Origin of the sequence: Xanthomonas rydalmerensis, from assembly GCF_033170385.1 — a bacterium.
GTDB lineage: Bacteria > Pseudomonadota > Gammaproteobacteria > Xanthomonadales > Xanthomonadaceae > Xanthomonas_A > Xanthomonas_A rydalmerensis.
On sequence record NZ_CP126170.1, the window covers coordinates 2,704,583 to 2,719,754 of the forward strand.

16 protein-coding genes are annotated in these 15,172 nt (G+C 70.5%); 4 read left to right on the top strand and 12 right to left on the bottom strand.

Features of this window, described 5'->3' with window-relative positions:
- Positions 1-40: 40 nt before the first annotated feature.
- The 9 genes from hisIE to QN245_RS11345 are packed head-to-tail and all read right to left on the bottom strand — an operon-like array spanning position 41 to position 7,495.
- On the bottom strand, positions 41-664 hold the full coding sequence (gene hisIE, locus QN245_RS11305) for a bifunctional phosphoribosyl-AMP cyclohydrolase/phosphoribosyl-ATP diphosphatase HisIE (protein ID WP_184647157.1): 624 nt from the start codon (positions 662-664) through the stop codon (positions 41-43).
- The gene (gene hisF, locus QN245_RS11310) at positions 654-1,430 is read right to left on the bottom strand and encodes an imidazole glycerol phosphate synthase subunit HisF (protein ID WP_184448029.1); all 777 of its coding nucleotides are present in this window, start codon (positions 1,428-1,430) and stop codon (positions 654-656) included. The genes hisIE and hisF overlap by 11 nt, the downstream gene beginning before the upstream one ends.
- A complete protein-coding gene (hisA, locus tag QN245_RS11315) occupies positions 1,424-2,158 on the bottom strand; it encodes a 1-(5-phosphoribosyl)-5-[(5-phosphoribosylamino)methylideneamino]imidazole-4-carboxamide isomerase (protein WP_317843206.1) in 735 nt (244 codons plus the stop codon). The genes hisF and hisA overlap by 7 nt, the downstream gene beginning before the upstream one ends.
- The gene (gene hisH / locus QN245_RS11320) at positions 2,155-2,757 is read right to left on the bottom strand and encodes an imidazole glycerol phosphate synthase subunit HisH (RefSeq protein WP_160969015.1); all 603 of its coding nucleotides are present in this window, start codon (positions 2,755-2,757) and stop codon (positions 2,155-2,157) included. The genes hisA and hisH overlap by 4 nt, the downstream gene beginning before the upstream one ends.
- A 28-nt stretch (positions 2,758-2,785) precedes the next feature.
- Positions 2,786-3,859, bottom strand: a complete 1,074-nt coding sequence (hisB, locus tag QN245_RS11325) for a bifunctional histidinol-phosphatase/imidazoleglycerol-phosphate dehydratase HisB (RefSeq protein ID WP_184647159.1) — start codon at positions 3,857-3,859, stop codon at positions 2,786-2,788.
- Entirely contained in the window at positions 3,856-4,956 is a 1,101-nt protein-coding gene (hisC, locus tag QN245_RS11330; protein ID WP_317843207.1) for a histidinol-phosphate transaminase, read from the bottom strand. Before hisC ends, hisB begins: the two co-directional genes overlap by 4 nt.
- Positions 4,953-6,248 carry a histidinol dehydrogenase gene (gene hisD, locus QN245_RS11335; protein ID WP_160969009.1) on the bottom strand — a complete coding sequence of 432 codons (1,296 nt, stop codon included), beginning with the start codon at positions 6,246-6,248 and terminating at the stop codon, positions 4,953-4,955. The genes hisC and hisD overlap by 4 nt, the downstream gene beginning before the upstream one ends.
- Positions 6,245-7,159: an ATP phosphoribosyltransferase gene (hisG, locus tag QN245_RS11340; protein ID WP_160969007.1), complete on the bottom strand. Its 915-nt coding sequence runs from the start codon at positions 7,157-7,159 to the stop codon at positions 6,245-6,247. The genes hisD and hisG overlap by 4 nt, the downstream gene beginning before the upstream one ends.
- Before the next feature lie 9 nt (positions 7,160-7,168).
- On the bottom strand, positions 7,169-7,495 hold the full coding sequence (locus QN245_RS11345) for a YerC/YecD family TrpR-related protein (protein ID WP_017908286.1): 327 nt from the start codon (positions 7,493-7,495) through the stop codon (positions 7,169-7,171).
- Between the two features lie 272 nt (positions 7,496-7,767).
- On the opposite strand from QN245_RS11345, the gene QN245_RS11350 reads away from it, so the two are divergent.
- Complete coding sequence (locus QN245_RS11350) at positions 7,768-8,994, top strand: hypothetical protein (protein ID WP_317843208.1); 1,227 nt, start codon at positions 7,768-7,770, stop codon at positions 8,992-8,994.
- Between the two features lie 106 nt (positions 8,995-9,100).
- On the opposite strand, the gene hisS is transcribed toward QN245_RS11350, so the two are convergent.
- A complete protein-coding gene (gene hisS, locus QN245_RS11355) occupies positions 9,101-10,501 on the bottom strand; it encodes a histidine--tRNA ligase (RefSeq protein ID WP_317843209.1) in 1,401 nt (466 codons plus the stop codon).
- A gap of 111 nt (positions 10,502-10,612) precedes the next feature.
- Here hisS and QN245_RS11360 point away from each other — a divergent pair, with 111 nt between their 5' ends.
- A complete protein-coding gene (locus tag QN245_RS11360) occupies positions 10,613-11,368 on the top strand; it encodes a Crp/Fnr family transcriptional regulator (protein ID WP_184647163.1) in 756 nt (251 codons plus the stop codon).
- 302 nt (positions 11,369-11,670) lie between these two features.
- The gene (locus QN245_RS11365) at positions 11,671-11,985 is read left to right on the top strand and encodes a hypothetical protein (RefSeq protein WP_160969001.1); all 315 of its coding nucleotides are present in this window, start codon (positions 11,671-11,673) and stop codon (positions 11,983-11,985) included.
- 37 nt (positions 11,986-12,022) lie between these two features.
- Here the strand turns inward: QN245_RS11365 and thrC are convergent, their stop codons facing one another.
- Positions 12,023-13,324, bottom strand: coding sequence for a threonine synthase (thrC, locus tag QN245_RS11370; RefSeq protein ID WP_317843210.1), 1,302 nt, complete (start codon positions 13,322-13,324; stop codon positions 12,023-12,025).
- Here thrC and QN245_RS11375 point away from each other — a divergent pair.
- Entirely contained in the window at positions 13,314-13,922 is a 609-nt protein-coding gene (locus QN245_RS11375; protein ID WP_317843211.1) for a hypothetical protein, read from the top strand. The two genes, thrC and QN245_RS11375, sit on opposite strands and share 11 nt — an antisense overlap.
- 297 nt (positions 13,923-14,219) lie before the next feature.
- Here the strand turns inward: QN245_RS11375 and QN245_RS11380 are convergent, their stop codons facing one another.
- Entirely contained in the window at positions 14,220-15,155 is a 936-nt protein-coding gene (locus tag QN245_RS11380) for a homoserine kinase (RefSeq protein ID WP_317843212.1), read from the bottom strand.
- Positions 15,156-15,172 lie beyond the last annotated feature (17 nt).

Sequence of the window (15,172 nt, forward strand, 5' to 3'; positions counted from 1 at the left end):
GCCAGCTATGCCGACGCGGCGATGACCGCGCCGGACAGGCTCAGCGGTGCCGCGCTTCCAGCACCGCCACCGCGTCGGCCAGGCCCAGGCCGCGCGCGCGCAACAACACGGTCAGGTGGTAGAGCAGATCGGCGGATTCGCCGAGCAGTTCGTCGTCGCCCTGGGCGACGCCGGCCAGCGCGGTCTCCACGCCCTCCTCGCCCACTTTCTGCGCAATGCGCCGCGTGCCTTTCTCGAACAGCTGCGTGGTGTAGCTGCCCGCCGGCCGTTCGCGCTCGCGCTGGGCGACCAGGCGATCGAGCGCGCCCAGGAACTGGCCCGGCGCCTGCGGGAAGCAGCTGTCGCGGCCCAGGTGGCAGGTCGGACCGTGCGGATGCGCCAGGACCAGCAAGGTATCGCCATCGCAATCGGTGTCGATCGCCACTACCTCCAGGACGTGCCCGGAGCTTTCGCCCTTGGTCCACAGCCGCTGCTTGCTGCGGCTGTAGAAGGTGACCTGGCCGCTGCGTCGCGTCTGCGCCAGCGCCTCCTGGTTCATGTAGCCCAGCATCAGCACGCGCAGAGTGGCGGCGTCCTGCACCACCACCGGCAGCAGGCCGTCGCCCTTGCCCCAGTCCAGTGCCGCATCGGCGGCATCCGCGTCGTGGGAGTGTTCATGCGCCATCGCGCACCTCGATCTGTTGTTGGCGCAGGAAGCGCTTGAGTTCGGGAATGGCGATGGCGCCGCTGTGGAACACGCTGGCGGCCAGCGCGCCATCGACGTCGGCGCGCTCGAACACGTCGGCGAAGTGCTGCATCTCGCCGGCGCCGCCGGACGCCACCAGCGGTACCTTGCACAGGGCGCGCACCTCATGCAGTTGGGCGATGTCGTAGCCGCGGCGCACGCCGTCGCTGTCCATGCAGTTGAGCACGATCTCGCCGGCGCCCAGGCGCTGCGCCTCCACCACCCAGTCCAGGGTGCGCATGCGCAGCGCCTGGGTCTTGCTGGGGTCGCCGGTGAAGCGGCGCACGCGCCACTGGCCGTCGTCCTCGCGGATCGAATCGATGCCGACCACCACGCACTGCACGCCGAACGCCTCGGCCAGCTCGGCGATCAGCGCCGGCCGCTCCAGCGCCGGCGAATTGATCGAGATCTTGTCGGCGCCGGCGTGCAGCACCGCGCGCGCGGTGGCGACGTCGCGGATGCCGCCGGCCACGCAGAACGGGATGTCCAGCAGCCGCGCCACCTTCTCGACCCAGGCGTAGTCCACCGAGCGCCCTTCCGGGCTGGCGCCGATGTCGTAGAACACCAGTTCGTCGGCGCCCTGGTCGCGGTAGCGCAGCGCCAGTTCGGCGATGTCGCCCATGTCCACGTGGTCGCGGAACTTGACGCCCTTGACCACGCGCCCCTCGCGCACGTCCAGGCACGGAATGATGCGCCGGCTCAGCATGCCAGCGCCTCGTCCAGGCGCAACCGCCCTTCCAGCAGCGCCTTGCCGAGGACCGCGCCGGCGCAGCCGGCCTCGCGCGCGCCGCGCACGTCGGCGGCGTCGCGGATGCCGCCGGAGGCCTGCACGGCCAGCGCCGGCACGAGTTGCCGCAGGTGCGTGTACAGCGCCAGATTCGGCCCGGACAGCATGCCGTCGCGGGCAATGTCGGTGCACAGCAGATGGATCAGGCCGGCCGCGGCGTACTCGCCGGCCAGCGCATCCAGGCTCAGCGACGAGGTCTCGGTCCAGCCGTGCACCGGCAAGCGCCACACGCCGTGCGCGTCCTGGCGGCTGTCCAGCGCCACGGTGATGCGGTCGGGGCCGAACTCGGCCAGCCACTCCAGCACCGACTCGCGGTCGCGCACCGCCAGCGAACCGATCACCACGCGGCTGGCGCCCGCATCGAGCAGGCGTTGCACATCGGCGCGCGAGCGCACGCCGCCGCCGGTCTGCACCTGCAGCCCGGTCTCGCTGCGGATCCGCTGCAGCAGCGGCGCCAGGGTGTAGCCGCCGGCGCGGGCCGCATCCAGGTCGACCAGGTGCATCCACTGCGCACCGGCATCGGCGAAGGCCTGCGCGCGGCGCAGCGGATCGTCGCCATAGTGGGTCTCGCGGGCGTAGTCGCCCTGCGCCAGCCGCACCACGCGGCCGTCGCGGATGTCCAGCGCGGGATAGACGACGAAGCTCATGGGAAATCGGTCTCGAGGAAGTTGCGCAGGATGCGCGCGCCGGTATCGGCCGAGCGCTCGGGATGGAATTGCGCGCCGCAACGGCGGCCATGCTGCACCACCGCGGTGAACAGGCCGCCATGGTCGCAGGCGGCAACGGTGTCGGCGGTGACCGGCGCGGCATAGCCATGCACGAAATAGGCGCTGGCGCCGTCCGGCACGCCCGCCAGCAGCGACGACGGCTGCAACGGCAGCAGCCGGTTCCAGCCCATGTGTGGCACGCGAATGCCCAGCGCCGGCGGCATGCGCCGGACCACGCCGGTCAGCAGGCCCAGGCAGTCGACATCGCCCTCCTCCGAGCGTTCGAACAGCAACTGCATGCCCAGGCAGATGCCGATCAGTGGCACTTGCAACGCACGGAGTGGCTCGATCAGGCCTTGCTCGCGCAGCCGCGCCATCGCATGCGGCGCGGCGCCGACGCCGGGCAGGATCACCCGGTCCGCACCCTGCAGGCCGGCCGCATCGCGGACCAGACGTGCTTCCACGCCGAGGCGTTCGAGCGCGTAGCGCACCGAGCCCAGGTTGGCGCCGCCGGCATCGATCAGCGCGACATCGGTCATCGCAGGCTCCTTGCAGCAGTCGCGCGCATCACAGCACGCCCTTGGTGGAGGGCAAGGCCGCACCTTCGCGGCGCAACGCCTGGCGCAGGGCGCGCGCCAGCGCCTTGAAGCAGGCTTCGACCTTGTGGTGGTCGTTGTCGCCGCGCACGCTCAGGTGCAGGTTCAGCCCGGCCGCATCGCACAGCGAGCGGAAGAAGTGCGGCACCAGCTCGGTCGGCATGTCGCCGACCCGCTCGCGCTTGAACTCGCCTTCGAACACGAAGTACGGCCGCCCGCTGAAATCCAGCGCGGCGCTGGCCAGGGTCTCGTCCATCGGCAGGGTGAAGCCGTAGCGGCCGATGCCGCGCTTGTCGCCCAGCGCCTGGCGCAGCGCCTGCCCCAGCGCCAGGCCGGTGTCCTCGATGGTGTGGTGTTCGTCGATGTGCAGGTCGCCCTCGGCGCGCACGTCCAGGGCGAAACCGCCGTGCTTGCCGATCTGCTCGAGCATGTGGTCGAAGAACGGCAGGCCGGTGGCGCAGTGCGGATCGCGCGCCAGGTCCAGGTCGATCTCGACCGCGATGCGGGTTTCCTTGGTATCGCGCTGCACCCGTGCGCGGCGCGGCGCATCGGCCAGTTCATGGGCGATGCCGGCCCAGTCCCACTCGCCGCCGAACTGCGCGGTGCGCAACTGGAAACCGCGGATGCGCAGGTTCTCGGCGAACTGGATGTCGGTGGCGCGGTCGCCGACCATGGCCGAGCGCGCCCAGTCGATGCTGCGGTCCTGCAGGTACGGCAGCATCAGGCCGATGCCGGGCTTGCGCGTGGGCGCATTGTCGGCCGGCCAGCTGCGGTCGACCAGCACCTCGCGGAACACGATGCCCTGGCTGGCGAAGATCTGCAGCATCAGGTCGTTGGGGCCGTCGAAGGCGGCCTGCGGATAGGCCTCGCTGCCGAGGCCATCCTGGTTGGTGACGATGACGAACTGGTAGCCGGCATCGCGCAGCTTGAGCATCGCCGGGATCACGCCCTGCACGAAGCGCAGCTTCTCGTAGGCGTCGATCTGGAAATCGGCCGGCTCCTCGATCAAGGTGCCGTCGCGGTCCACGAACAGGATCGGGGTCATGCCGCCGCCCTCCACGCCTGCAAGGCGCCGAGCACGCGCTGGTTCTGCGCCGGCGTGCCCAGAGTGATGCGCAGCGCATCGCCCAGGCCCGGCGCGGCGCGCTGGTCGCGCACCACCACCCCGGCCGCCAGCAGCGCCTGGAACGCGCCCTCGGCGTCGTCGAAGCGCAGCAGCAGGAAATTGCCCTGCGACGGATACACCTGGCGCACACCCGGTAACACCGCCAGCGCCGCCTGCATGCGCGTGCGTTCGGCGCGTACTTCCTGCACCCGTGCGGCGGTCTGCCGCAACGGTTCGGGCTGCAACGCAGCCAGCGCCAGCTGCGTGCACGGCGCCGGAATCGGATACGGCGCCTGGCAGCGCCGCAGCACCGCGATCAGCGCCGGATCGGCGATCACGCAGCCGATCCGCGCCGCCGCCAGCGCGTGCGCCTTGGACAGCGTGCGCAATACCGCCAGATTGGGGTGGCGCGCCAGCAGGCCGGTCGCCGAGGCTTCGTCGGAAAACTCGCCATAGGCTTCGTCCACCACCAGCACCGCCCGCCCGTGCAGGCGCTCGGCGGCACGGGCGATGTCGGCCACGGCGATCGCCGCGCCGCCGGGGTTGCCCGGCGAGCACAGGAACACCAGCTTGGCCATCTGGCTCAATGCGGCGTCCACCACCGCGTCCACGTCGGTGAGCAGACCGTCGGCCGTGTCGCGCAGCGGCACCTCGACCACGCGTGCGTTCTGCAGCCGCGCGCACACCGCGTACATGCCGAACACCGGTGGGGTGATGACGATGGCATCGCGTCCCGGCTCGCACAGGGCGCGCAGCAGCAGGTCGATGGCCTCGTCGCTGCCGCGGCCGAGCAGCAGTCGTTCCGGGGCGCAGGCGTACAGCGCAGCCAGCGCCGCGCGCAGCGCCGGCGGTTGCGGATCCGGATAACGGCGATTGCCGGCGTCGCCATCGGCGGCGTTGGCCCAGGCCGATTCGTTGGCATTGAGCCAGACCTCGCCCTGCAGCGCGCTGCTGCGTGCGGAGGAGTAGCCGGCGAAATCGCGCAGGTCCGGGCGTACCAGCGCCAGCACGGCGCGCGTGTCGGAGGTCGCGCTCATGCCGCCGTCTCCATGCGCAACGCCACCGCGTTGGCATGCGCGTCCAGGCCTTCGGCACGGGCCATCAACACCGCGCAGCCGCCGATCGTGGCGATGCCGTCGGCGCTGGCGCTCTGCACGCTGACGAAATTCTGGAAGCTGGCCACGCTCACGCCGCTGTAGGCGCGCGCGGCGCCGCTGGTCGGCAGCACGTGGTTGGTGCCGCTGCAGTAATCGCCCAGCGCCTCCGGGGTGTAGTCGCCTAGGAACACCGAGCCGGCGGCCTCGACCCGCTGCAGCCAGTCGCGCGGCGCGCGCAGCGCCAGGATCAGGTGTTCCGGCGCATAGCGGTTGCTGATGGCGAACGCGTCGTCCAGCGTGTCGACACGGATCAGCCGCGACGCGGCCAGCGCCTGCCGGGCAATCGCCGCACGCGGCAGCGTCGCCAGCTGCCGCTCCAGTTCGTTCTCGACCGCCTCGATCAATGCGACGCTGTCGGACAGCAACAGCACCTGCGAATCCGGGCCGTGCTCGGCCTGCGACAACAGGTCGGCGGCGACGAAGGCGGCATTGGCGCCAGCGTCGGCGATCACCAGCACCTCGGACGGACCAGCCGGCATGTCGATCGCCGCCGCGCCGGCCTGGGCGACCTGCTGTTTGGCCTCGGTGACGTAGCTGTTGCCGGGGCCGAACAACTTGTCGCAGGACGGCACGGTCTCGGTGCCGAAGCCCATGGCCGCGATCGCCTGGGCGCCGCCGAGCTTGAACACCCGGTCCACCCCGCACAGCGTCGCCGCGACCAGCACCGCCGGATCGGCCGAGCCGTCGGCACGCGGCGGCGTGCACAGCACCACTTCGCGACAGCCGGCCAGCGCCGCCGGCACGCACAGCATCAGCGCGGTGGACGGCAGCGGTGCGCTGCCGGCCGGCACGTACAGACCCACCCGGCCGATCGCCCGCACCACGCGCTCGCAGACCACGCCCGGCGCGGTCTCGACCGCATACGGCTGCGCCATGCCGGCGCGGTGGAAGGTGTCGATCCGCGCCGCCGCCTCAGCCATCGCCGCGCGCAGCGGTGCCGGCACCGCCGCCTCGGCGGCGGCGAACTCGCTGGCGCTGACCTCGAAGGTCTCCAGCACCACGCCATCGAAACGCGCGGTGAGCTCGCGCAGCGCCACGTCACCGCGGCTGCGCACGGCATCCAGCACCTGCGTCACCGCGCTGCGGGTCTGCTCGGCCACGCGCTGCACCGGCCGGGTCAGCGCCAGCGTCTGCTCCTGCGCGTCGAGCGCGCTCCATTCCAATCGATTCATGCCAGCGACCGCTCCACCGTCAACACCATCAACCCCTGCGCGCCTGCGCGCTCCAGTTCCTCCATGCGCTGCCAGGTGATCGCGCCGTGGCACATGGTCTGCAACTGCAGCGGGCCATCGGCGTCGCCAGGCAGTTGCACCAGCGGTTCGGCATCGGGCAGCAGCCGCGCCAGGTCGGCGACGCGCTCGCGCGCGGCGCGGAACATCAGCAGTTTGCTGTCGCGCAGCTTGAGCACGCCGTCGAGCCGGCGCAGCAGCATCGCCGCCAGGCCGGCGCGAGCGTCGGCCGGTTCGCGCACCGGCCCGGCCAGCACCGCCTCGCTCTCCAGCAGCGTCTCCACCGGCTTGAGCTGATTGGCGGCCAGGGTGGCGCCGCTGGAAACCAGATCGCAGATCAGGTCGGCGGTGCCCAGGCGCGGCGCGATCTCCACCGAGCCCGACAGTTCCACCACCTGCGCGGCAATGCCACGCGCGTCCAGCCAGTCGGCCAGCACCGCCGGATAGCTGGTGGCGATGCGCAGCCCCTGCACCTGCTGCGGCCCGCTCCATTCCCAGTTCTCGGGCACCGCCAGCATCAGCCGGCACTGCCCGAAGTTGAGTCCGCGCAGGGCGCGGTAGGCCTCGGGCAGGCCGTTGCGGCGGCGCTCGCCGGCCTGCTCTTCCAGTTCGTTGCGGCCGACGATGCCGAAGTCGCACACGCCATCGGCGATCAGGCCGGGAATGTCGTCATCGCGCACCAGCAGCAGGTCCACCGGCAACGATTCGCCGTAGCAGAACAGCTTGTCGCGGCTCTCGCGCCAGCTCAACCCGCAGGCCGCCAGCACCGCACGGGCCGGCTCGGCCAGGCGGCCACTCTTCTGGATCGCGATACGCAGCCGGTCGCGGGCCGGTGCTGCCAGGGAAGCACTCATCAGGACATCTCAGTGGGAATCGGAGGGGCGCGCCGTCTGCCGGCGCAGCGCCGCGGCATAGCCGCCGGCGCCGTATTCCAGGGTCCGTGCGACACGGCCGATGGTGGTGACGCTGACCTGGGTCAGGTCGTGGATCTCGCGGTACGGCACGCCCTTGAGCAGCAGCGGCACCACCCGCCAGCGGTCCGCCATCGCCTCCAGCTCGGCCGGCGTGCACAGGTCCTGCAGGAACGCCGCCACTTCCTGCGGCTTGCCGAGCTGGGCCAGGGTGCGCGCCAACGCCTTGAACGAGGCATCGCTGTCGCGGTCTTCTGCGGGGACGGGACGTTGTTTCATTGCGCTAATGTAATAGCACGCTATTACAAGGTCAAGTTTTCGCGGGTCGCGCCGGCCTGCCGTTCAGCCGTGACCATCCGCAGCGACTACACCCATCGCGCCGGTGCCGGCATCACCAGCAACGGCGATTTCGGCGTGCCCGCTGGATGCTTGGATGCCCTGCCCAGACGCGCTCAGCCCCTAAGCACTGTGGAAGATGGCGCCTTCCGCATGTGGAAGGACCGACCGGCGGCCGCTAGGATCGGCAACGACCACCGCCCCAGGAGCGCCGCATGCGCTACGCATGTCTTGCCAGTCTTACGCTGTGCCTGGCGACGCAGGCACTGGCGCAGCCGCCGCCTCCGGCACCACCCGCCCAAGTGGCGGCAAGCGGCGACACCGCGGTTGCCATAGCGGGACCGCCGATCCGCTCCAGCGCCCAGCTCGAGACCTACCTGCGCGCCCACGCCGGCCAGCGCACGCCACTGGATGCGCTCACGCCCGGCGCCCGCGAACGCTTCCTCGACGGCCTGGTGTTCGGCCGAAATGGCCTGGGTGGATTCGATACGCAGGACCTACCGCAACTGACCCGCGAACAGGGTCGCGCATTGCTGGCGCTGTTCGGCGTCGAGCGTTACGCCGAAACCTTGCCGCATTGGGCGACGCAGCCGCGCGTCAGCGATCCCGCTGCCCGGATCGGCGACCTGGAGCGCCGTTACAACCGCTACCACCGGAACCTGGACGGCCTGCGCCACAGCGAGCGTGATCCGTGGCCCGCGTTGCGCAGCGCCCTGCCCGAGATCTTCGATCGCGCCGCCATCGCACAGCTGGACGATACCGCGCTGGACCTGCTGTACCGGGCCGTCGTCGCCACCTACGCGCTGCGTCCCACCGCGGCAGGGCTGGACGCGCAACTGCAGGTGCTGGCGCAGTTGCGGCGCCGCGGCCAGGCCAGTGCGACGCAGGTGGATGCCGCCGGCAACGCGCTGCTGCTGGCGCATCGCGCGGAGGACGCGCGACGTGTGCTGGCCGATGGCGGCAGCGCCGACTGGCCGCGCTGGCTGCGCTTCGACGACCGCCTGGGCGCGGCGGCGCAGGGCCCGACGCTGTGGTCGCTGGACGCCGATGGCCGCACCCTGCGCCGGCAGCGGATCGATCTGCGGCCAACCCGGATCCTGGTCAGCGCCGGCTGCCATTTCGCGGCCGACGCCGCACGCGCCATCGCCGCCGATCCCGAGCTGGGGCCGGTGTTCCGCGACCACGCGCTGTGGCTGTCACTACCGCCCGGCAGCGAGGACATGGACGCGTTGCGCGCCTGGAACCGCGCGCAGCCGCAGACGCCGCTGCACCCGCTCTACGACGTCGAGGAATGGCGGCTGCTGCCGCGCGAATGGCGCATGCCGACGTTCTTCCTGGTGCGCGACGGCAAGGTCGTCGCGCAATTGCAGGGGTGGCCGGCGGAGGATGGCGCGCAGCGCAGAGCACTGAAGGCGATGCTGCAGGATGCGGGCCTGCTGTAGGAGCGGCTTCAGCCGCGACAGGCGTTCCCGGTGATGCGTCGCGGCTGAAGCCGCTCCTACGAAATCCTTTACGGCGCGGCGGCCGTCTCCGGCCGCCGCGACCGGCTCAGGCCATGACCTTGGCCTGCTCCAGTTCCACCAACAGCGTACTGGCCAGTTCGTCGCGGGCGATCTCGAACTGCTGCTCGCGCAGCAGGTCCTTGACCGCGACCACACCGCGCGCCAGCTCGTCGTCGCCGGCCAGCACCACGAAGCGGATGCCGGCACGGGCCGCGTACTGGAACTGCTTGCCGATCTTCTTCGGCTCCATCTGCACTTCGGTGTTGATGCCGCCGACGCGCAGCCGCCGCGCGATGTCCAGCGCGTCGTCCAGCTTGGTCTCGTCCATCAGCGCCACCATCGCCTGCACGCTGCTGGAGGCGATGCCATCGATCAGGCCCGCCTCGCGCAGTTGCCAGAACAGCCGGGTCAGGCCGATGGAGATCCCCACGCCGGGCAGCTTGGACTTGCTGTAGTGGCTGGCCAGGTCCTCGTAGCGGCCGCCCGAGCAGATCGAGCCGATCTGCGGGTAGTCGGTCAGCAGCGTCTCGTAGACGGTGCCGGTGTAGTAGTCCAGGCCGCGGGCGATGGAGAAATTCAGGCAGTACGCGGTTTCCGGCACGCCAAGCGCCTTGACCAGGGCCAGCACCTCGCGCAGCTCGGCCACGCCCTCGCGCAGGATCGTGCTGGACGCCGCATCGGCCTCCAGTGCCTGCAGCCGTGCCAGCGCATCGTCATGTCCGCTGGAGCGCACCGCGACGAAGTCGAGGATGCGCTGCACCTGCTCGGCGGGAATGCCGAAGCCCTCGCCGGTCAGCGTCTCGCGCACGTAGTCGGCGCCGCGCTTGTCCAGCTTGTCGACCTCGCGCAGCACCGCGAGCTGGCGCTCTCCCTCAGCCACGCCCAGGCTCTCGAAGAAGCCGCGCATCAGCTTGCGGTTGTTCAACTGCACGGCGAAATCGCCGATGCCCAGTTCGGCGAACACCGCGTGGATCACCGCCAGCACCTCGGCGTCGTAGCGGATGCTCAGCGCGTCCTTGCCGATCACGTCGATGTCGCACTGGTAGAACTCGCGGAAGCGGCCGCGCTGAGCGCGTTCGCCGCGGTACACGCGCTGCATCTGGTAGCGACGGAACGGGAAGCTCAACTCGTGCTCGTGCTCGGCCACGTAGCGGGCCAGCGGCACGGTCAGGTCGAAGCGCAACGCCAGCTCAGGCAGCCCGCCCTCGCCGCCCTCGGCCGCGGCATTGGCCAGCGCACCGGTGGACTGCACGAAGTACACCTGGCGCTCGGTCTCGCCGCCGGACTTGGTCAGCAGCACGTCGGACAGTTCGAACACCGGCGTCTCCACCGGCAGGAACCCGAACCGCTCGTAATTGCGGCGGATGACGTCCAGCATGCGCTGAAACGCGATCTGCTCGCGTGGCAGCAATTCCATGATGCCGGGCGGCGTACGGGGCTTGATCACGTGCGGAACTCCTGCGATTCGGGGGCGAGCGGGACAGCAATTCTAGCCGCACCGGCCACGCCCGGCCGCATCGGCGTATCATTCCCTGGTGACGACGCCGCTGCCACGCCCATGAACCGGCCTCCTTCCGGATTCGCCCTGCCCTACGCCGAACCGGCCGCCGCGCGTGCGCCGCACGGCAACGAATGCCTGCATTGCGCGGTCCGCCACCTGGCGATCTGCTCGGCGCTGGCCTGCGACGAGGTGCAGGCGCTGGAACGGGTCACCACGTCGCTGACCTATCCCACCGGCACTACCATCGCGCGCACCGGCGAGGCGCGGCAGGCCGTCTATACCGTCACCGCCGGCGCGCTGCGCCTGGTCCGCACCCTCGCCGACGGGCGCCGCCAGGTCGCCGGTTTCGTCCTACCGGGCGACTACGTCGGCCTGAGCGAATCGGCCAGGCACCGCCACGACATCGAAGCGATCGCCGACAGCCGGGTATGCCGGGTGTCGGTGGCGCAGATGCAGCAGTTGCGTACCCAGTTCCCGCACCTGGAGCGCAAGCTGCTGCAGCGCGCCTGTCTGGAACTGGACGCGGCGCAGGACGCGGCGCTGTCGCTGGCGCGGCTGCAGCCGGCCGAGAAGCTGGCCGACTTCCTGCTCAAGCTGGCCGCGCGCGCGGCGCGCCAGGGCGATGCCGGCAACAAGGTGGTGCTGCCGATGGGCCGCGGCGACATCGCCGACCATCTCGGCCTGACCATGGAAACGGTCAGCCGTACCTTCACCAAGCTGCGTCAGCAGGGCCTGATCGCGCTGCCGCAACTGCACGTGGTGGAGATCCGCGACTTCGCCGCGCTGCACCGGCTGGCCTCGGACGAAGCCTGAGCCGGATCGCCGCGGCGATTTTTTCGCCACGTCGCGCCAGGCGCTGACGCCACGCGGCGCCCGGCCACTTATCCACAGGATTTCAGGGCAACGTTCCACACTGCGTGTGGACAACCTCATCCGCGCCGGCTGGCCGGTAACGGATGGCCTGTGTGCCGTGGCGGGCAACCCCAGCGCCACGCCACCCCTGAACGCTTCAGATGGTCTTCGCCGCGTCGCGGCCCGCCCGGCATAGACTGCGCGCGCAACACACCTGCGGCGTCGCCGCGGTGCCGGTGGGGGGGACCACTCGGAGGGCCAACATGGCCGTCGCCATCGAGATGCAACACGCCTCGCGCGCCTGCGTGATGCTGGACCGCGAGCGCGAACTGGCGTTCTGGAAGATGCACTTCGTGCACAGCACCTTCCATCAGCCCGGTTACACGTTCCATGACTACGAGCCGGCACTGAAGCTGGCCTACGACGCCTACCTCAAGTACCACGGCCAGCGCGTGGAGGACGTGGTCGCGCAACTGCGCGACGTGTTCTTGCGCGACCACCCGCGCTCGCGCCTGGACTGGCTGCAGGTGCGCGGCATTGTCCTGGCCGCCTGGCAGCGGCTGCAGCCGTCCGACTGAGCCGCCAGGCGCGCGGGCGCCACCGCCCGCGCAATGCTCAACCGGCGAGCAGGCGCGCGCGCAAGGCCGCGTAGTCCGGCGCGATCGGCTCGGCCTGTGCCGGCCGCTGCAGCAGCGCCGCCAATGCCGGCGGCACCGGCACCGGCTTCCCGATCAACGGCTCCACCACGCCTTCGAACTTGGCCGGATGCGCGGTGGCCGCCACCGCCCAGTCGCCCGCGTCGGCTTCCGCACCCTCGGCGCGCAGTTGCTGCAGCACGTGCAGCGCGGTGGCGGTATGCGGGCAATGCACCTCGCCGTAGCGGCGGAAACGCTCGCCGATGGTCTGGCGGATCTGCGCATCGTCCACCGAGTACGCCTGGAATTGGGTGCGCAGGGTGGCGTCGTCGCCCTGGTACAGCCAGCGCAGGCGCTCGACGTTGCTCGGTGCGCCCACGTCCATGGCATTGGCCACGGTCGCCACGCTGGGTTGCGGCGCGTAGTCGGCGCCGGCGAAGAAGTCCGGCAGCACGCGGTTGGCGTTGGTGGCCAGCACGATCCGGCCCAGCGGCACGCCGAGCGCACGCGCCAGGATCGCCGCCAGCGCATTGCCGAGATTGCCGGTGGGCACCACCAGGTTCAGCGGTTGCGCATGCGCGGCGTGGTGCTGCAGCGCTGCGTGCGCGTAGTAGCTCATCTGCGGCAGCAAGCGCCCCAGGCTGATGCTGTTGGCCGAACTCAACGGCGCCTGCGCCTGCAGGTCGGCGTCGTTCAGCGCCTGCTTGACCAGCGCCTGACAGTCATCGAAGGTGCCGGCCACGCGCAGCGCCTGGATGTTGTCGCCGAAGCAGCCGAGTTGGTGCGCCTGGCGCGGCGACACGCGCCCGTCCGGATACAGCACCACCACGCGCAGCCCGGGCTGGCGATGGAACGCCGCCGCGACCGCGGCACCGGTGTCGCCGGAGGTGGCGACGAGGATGGTCAGCGGCGTCGCAGCCCCCCGCCGCAACCGGGTCAGGCAGGCGGCCAGGAAGCGCGCGCCGAAATCCTTGAAGGCGGCGGTCGGGCCATGGAACAGCTCCAATGCATGGTCGCCGGGCGTGGCCAGCGGCTGCAGCGGCGCATCGAAGTCGAAGGCCTCGGCGCAGATGGCCGGCAGTTCCGTGGCCAGGGCGTCGCCGTCGAAGAACGGCGCCAGCAGGTCCGCGGCGGTCTCGGCGAGGCTGGCGCCGGCGCGCAGGTCGCGGGCGGCGGGCATGCGCTCGGGCACGTACAGGCCGCCATCGGGGGCGAGGCCGGCGGCGATGGCCTGGCTGAGTGAGACGGGGGGTGCGGCGTTACGGGTGGAGATGAAGTTCATGGTGGTTCCGGTGGCAGGGGAATTTCGGTCGCACTGTCGTTCTTTGCTGTTGCTGTTGCTGTTGCTGTTGCTGTTGCTGTTGCTTTGGCTGTTGCTTTGGCTGTTGCTCTGGCTTTGGCAGTTGCTGTTCTGCTTCACCCGGGGCCCCCTCGGCGCGGCAGCCACGGCGGGCGAATACCCGAAGGGCGACGCGCAGGATGCGCGTCGTTTTTCGCCGGCACATGGATGTGCCGTCGAAAAATGCCTGCCGTGGCTGCGGACCCGGAGCGCGAAGCGCGGAGGGCGCGCTGCGGGGTGTGCTTTCTTTTGGTTACTTTTCTTTGCACAAGCAAAGAAAAGTGACTCGCCGCCAGGCGAAAGCTTTTGCTGTTGTTGTTGCTTTAAGACCCATGTAGGAGCGGTTTCAGCCGCGACAGGCGCTTCGCCCATCGCCCAGGTCGCGGCTGAAGCCGCTCCTACAAGCTCCGCTCGTCCGCCACACGCAAAAATCAAGCAACAGCAACAGCTTTCGCCCTTGCGGGCGAGTTACTTTTCTTTGCTCGCGCAAAGAAAAGGTAACCAAAAGAAAGCGCGCCCTGCCTCGCGCCCTCCGCGCTAACGCGCTCCGGGTCCGCGTCCATCACGGGGATTCGCGGAAGGGGCATCCTGCCCCTGCCGCGAACGGCGCACGTCCCTGTGCGCCGCCCTTCGGGTTTTTCCCCGCAATGGCCGCCGCTTCGGAAGGGAACCCGGTACGGCAACAGCAACAACAAGAGCAAGAGCAATAACCAGAGCAACAGCAACGGCTACTGCGACAGCAAAAGCAAAAGCAAAAGCAAAATCGGCAACAGCAACAATATCGGCAGCGGCAGTAGCGGCAGCAACAAAGGCGTCAACGCGCCGCGCCAACGCTCGGCTACAGCAACGTCGCGCCCGGACACTGCAGCGGCGACACCCAATGCTGGCTGCCGAAGCCGGCATCCGCGAAAGCAGCCTGGACCGCCGGCGCCGCGGCCTCGGCCTCGGCGCGGGTGGCGAACCAGGCGAAGACGCTCGGGCCGGCACCGGAAATGCCCGCGCCCATCGCCCCAGCCGCCAGCGCCGCCGCCTTGGCCGCGTCGAAACCGACGATCAACGGCGCGCGCCGTGGCTCGATCAGCACATCGCGCAAGCCGGCGCGTACCAGCGCCTCGTCGCCGGCATGACAACCCGCCAGCACCAAGGCCAGGTTCGCGCTCTGCGCCACGAACTCGCCGAGCCGGTACTCCCCGGCCAACGCCGCGCGCGCATGGCGCGTCTCCAGCGTCGCGTCCGGATGCACCAGCAAGCTGTGCCAGCCAGTCGGCACCGGTACCGGCACCAGCCGCTCCAGGGTCGACAGCACCAGCCCGCCGAGCAACATCGGACCGAGGTTGTCGCCATGGCGGCTGCCGCTGGCCACGGCCTCGCCGTCCAGCGCGTAGCGATACAGTTCGTCGCGCAACAGCGGCGCCTCGAGCAAGGCATTGGCCGCCACCAGTGCGGCCACGCACGACGCCGCCGAGCCGCCCATGCCGGAGCTGAGCGGAATGCCCTTGTCGATTTCCAGTTCGAAGCCGAACGGCAGCGCCAAGGCCTCGCGCAGCGACATCAGGGCGGCCCCGGCGGTGTTGCGTGCGGCCTCCAGCGGCAAGGCGACCGTGGTACCGCGGATCGCAGTGATGCGGACCTCGGGCGCATCGATGCGGCGCACCGTCACCGTGTCGCCGACGCCTTCCACCGCGTAGCCGAGCAAATCGAAGCCCACCGCCACGTTGGCCACCGAGGCCGGCGCGAACGCGCGCGCCTGCGCCGGCAGCGCGGCCGTACCCATGGCGCTTGTCGGCAGCG

Coding starts and splice junctions, on each gene's coding strand:
- hisC (WP_317843207.1), bottom strand. CDS start 4,956: ATGAGCGCGACCTCCGACACGCGCGCCGTGCTGGCGCTGGTACGCCCG.
- QN245_RS11345 (WP_017908286.1), bottom strand. CDS start 7,495: ATGAAACAACGTCCCGTCCCCGCAGAAGACCGCGACAGCGATGCCTCG.
- hisF (WP_184448029.1), bottom strand. CDS start 1,430: ATGCTGAGCCGGCGCATCATTCCGTGCCTGGACGTGCGCGAGGGGCGC.
- hisIE (WP_184647157.1), bottom strand. CDS start 664: ATGGCGCATGAACACTCCCACGACGCGGATGCCGCCGATGCGGCACTG.
- hisH (WP_160969015.1), bottom strand. CDS start 2,757: ATGACCGATGTCGCGCTGATCGATGCCGGCGGCGCCAACCTGGGCTCG.
- hisD (WP_160969009.1), bottom strand. CDS start 6,248: ATGAATCGATTGGAATGGAGCGCGCTCGACGCGCAGGAGCAGACGCTG.
- hisA (WP_317843206.1), bottom strand. CDS start 2,158: ATGAGCTTCGTCGTCTATCCCGCGCTGGACATCCGCGACGGCCGCGTG.
- hisG (WP_160969007.1), bottom strand. CDS start 7,159: ATGAGTGCTTCCCTGGCAGCACCGGCCCGCGACCGGCTGCGTATCGCG.
- QN245_RS11380 (WP_317843212.1), bottom strand. CDS start 15,155: ATGGGTACGGCCGCGCTGCCGGCGCAGGCGCGCGCGTTCGCGCCGGCC.
- QN245_RS11375 (WP_317843211.1), top strand. CDS start 13,314: ATGAAGTTCATGGTGGTTCCGGTGGCAGGGGAATTTCGGTCGCACTGT.
- QN245_RS11360 (WP_184647163.1), top strand. CDS start 10,613: ATGAACCGGCCTCCTTCCGGATTCGCCCTGCCCTACGCCGAACCGGCC.
- QN245_RS11350 (WP_317843208.1), top strand. CDS start 7,768: ATGCGCTACGCATGTCTTGCCAGTCTTACGCTGTGCCTGGCGACGCAG.
- QN245_RS11365 (WP_160969001.1), top strand. CDS start 11,671: ATGGCCGTCGCCATCGAGATGCAACACGCCTCGCGCGCCTGCGTGATG.
- hisB (WP_184647159.1), bottom strand. CDS start 3,859: ATGACCCCGATCCTGTTCGTGGACCGCGACGGCACCTTGATCGAGGAG.
- thrC (WP_317843210.1), bottom strand. CDS start 13,324: ATGAACTTCATCTCCACCCGTAACGCCGCACCCCCCGTCTCACTCAGC.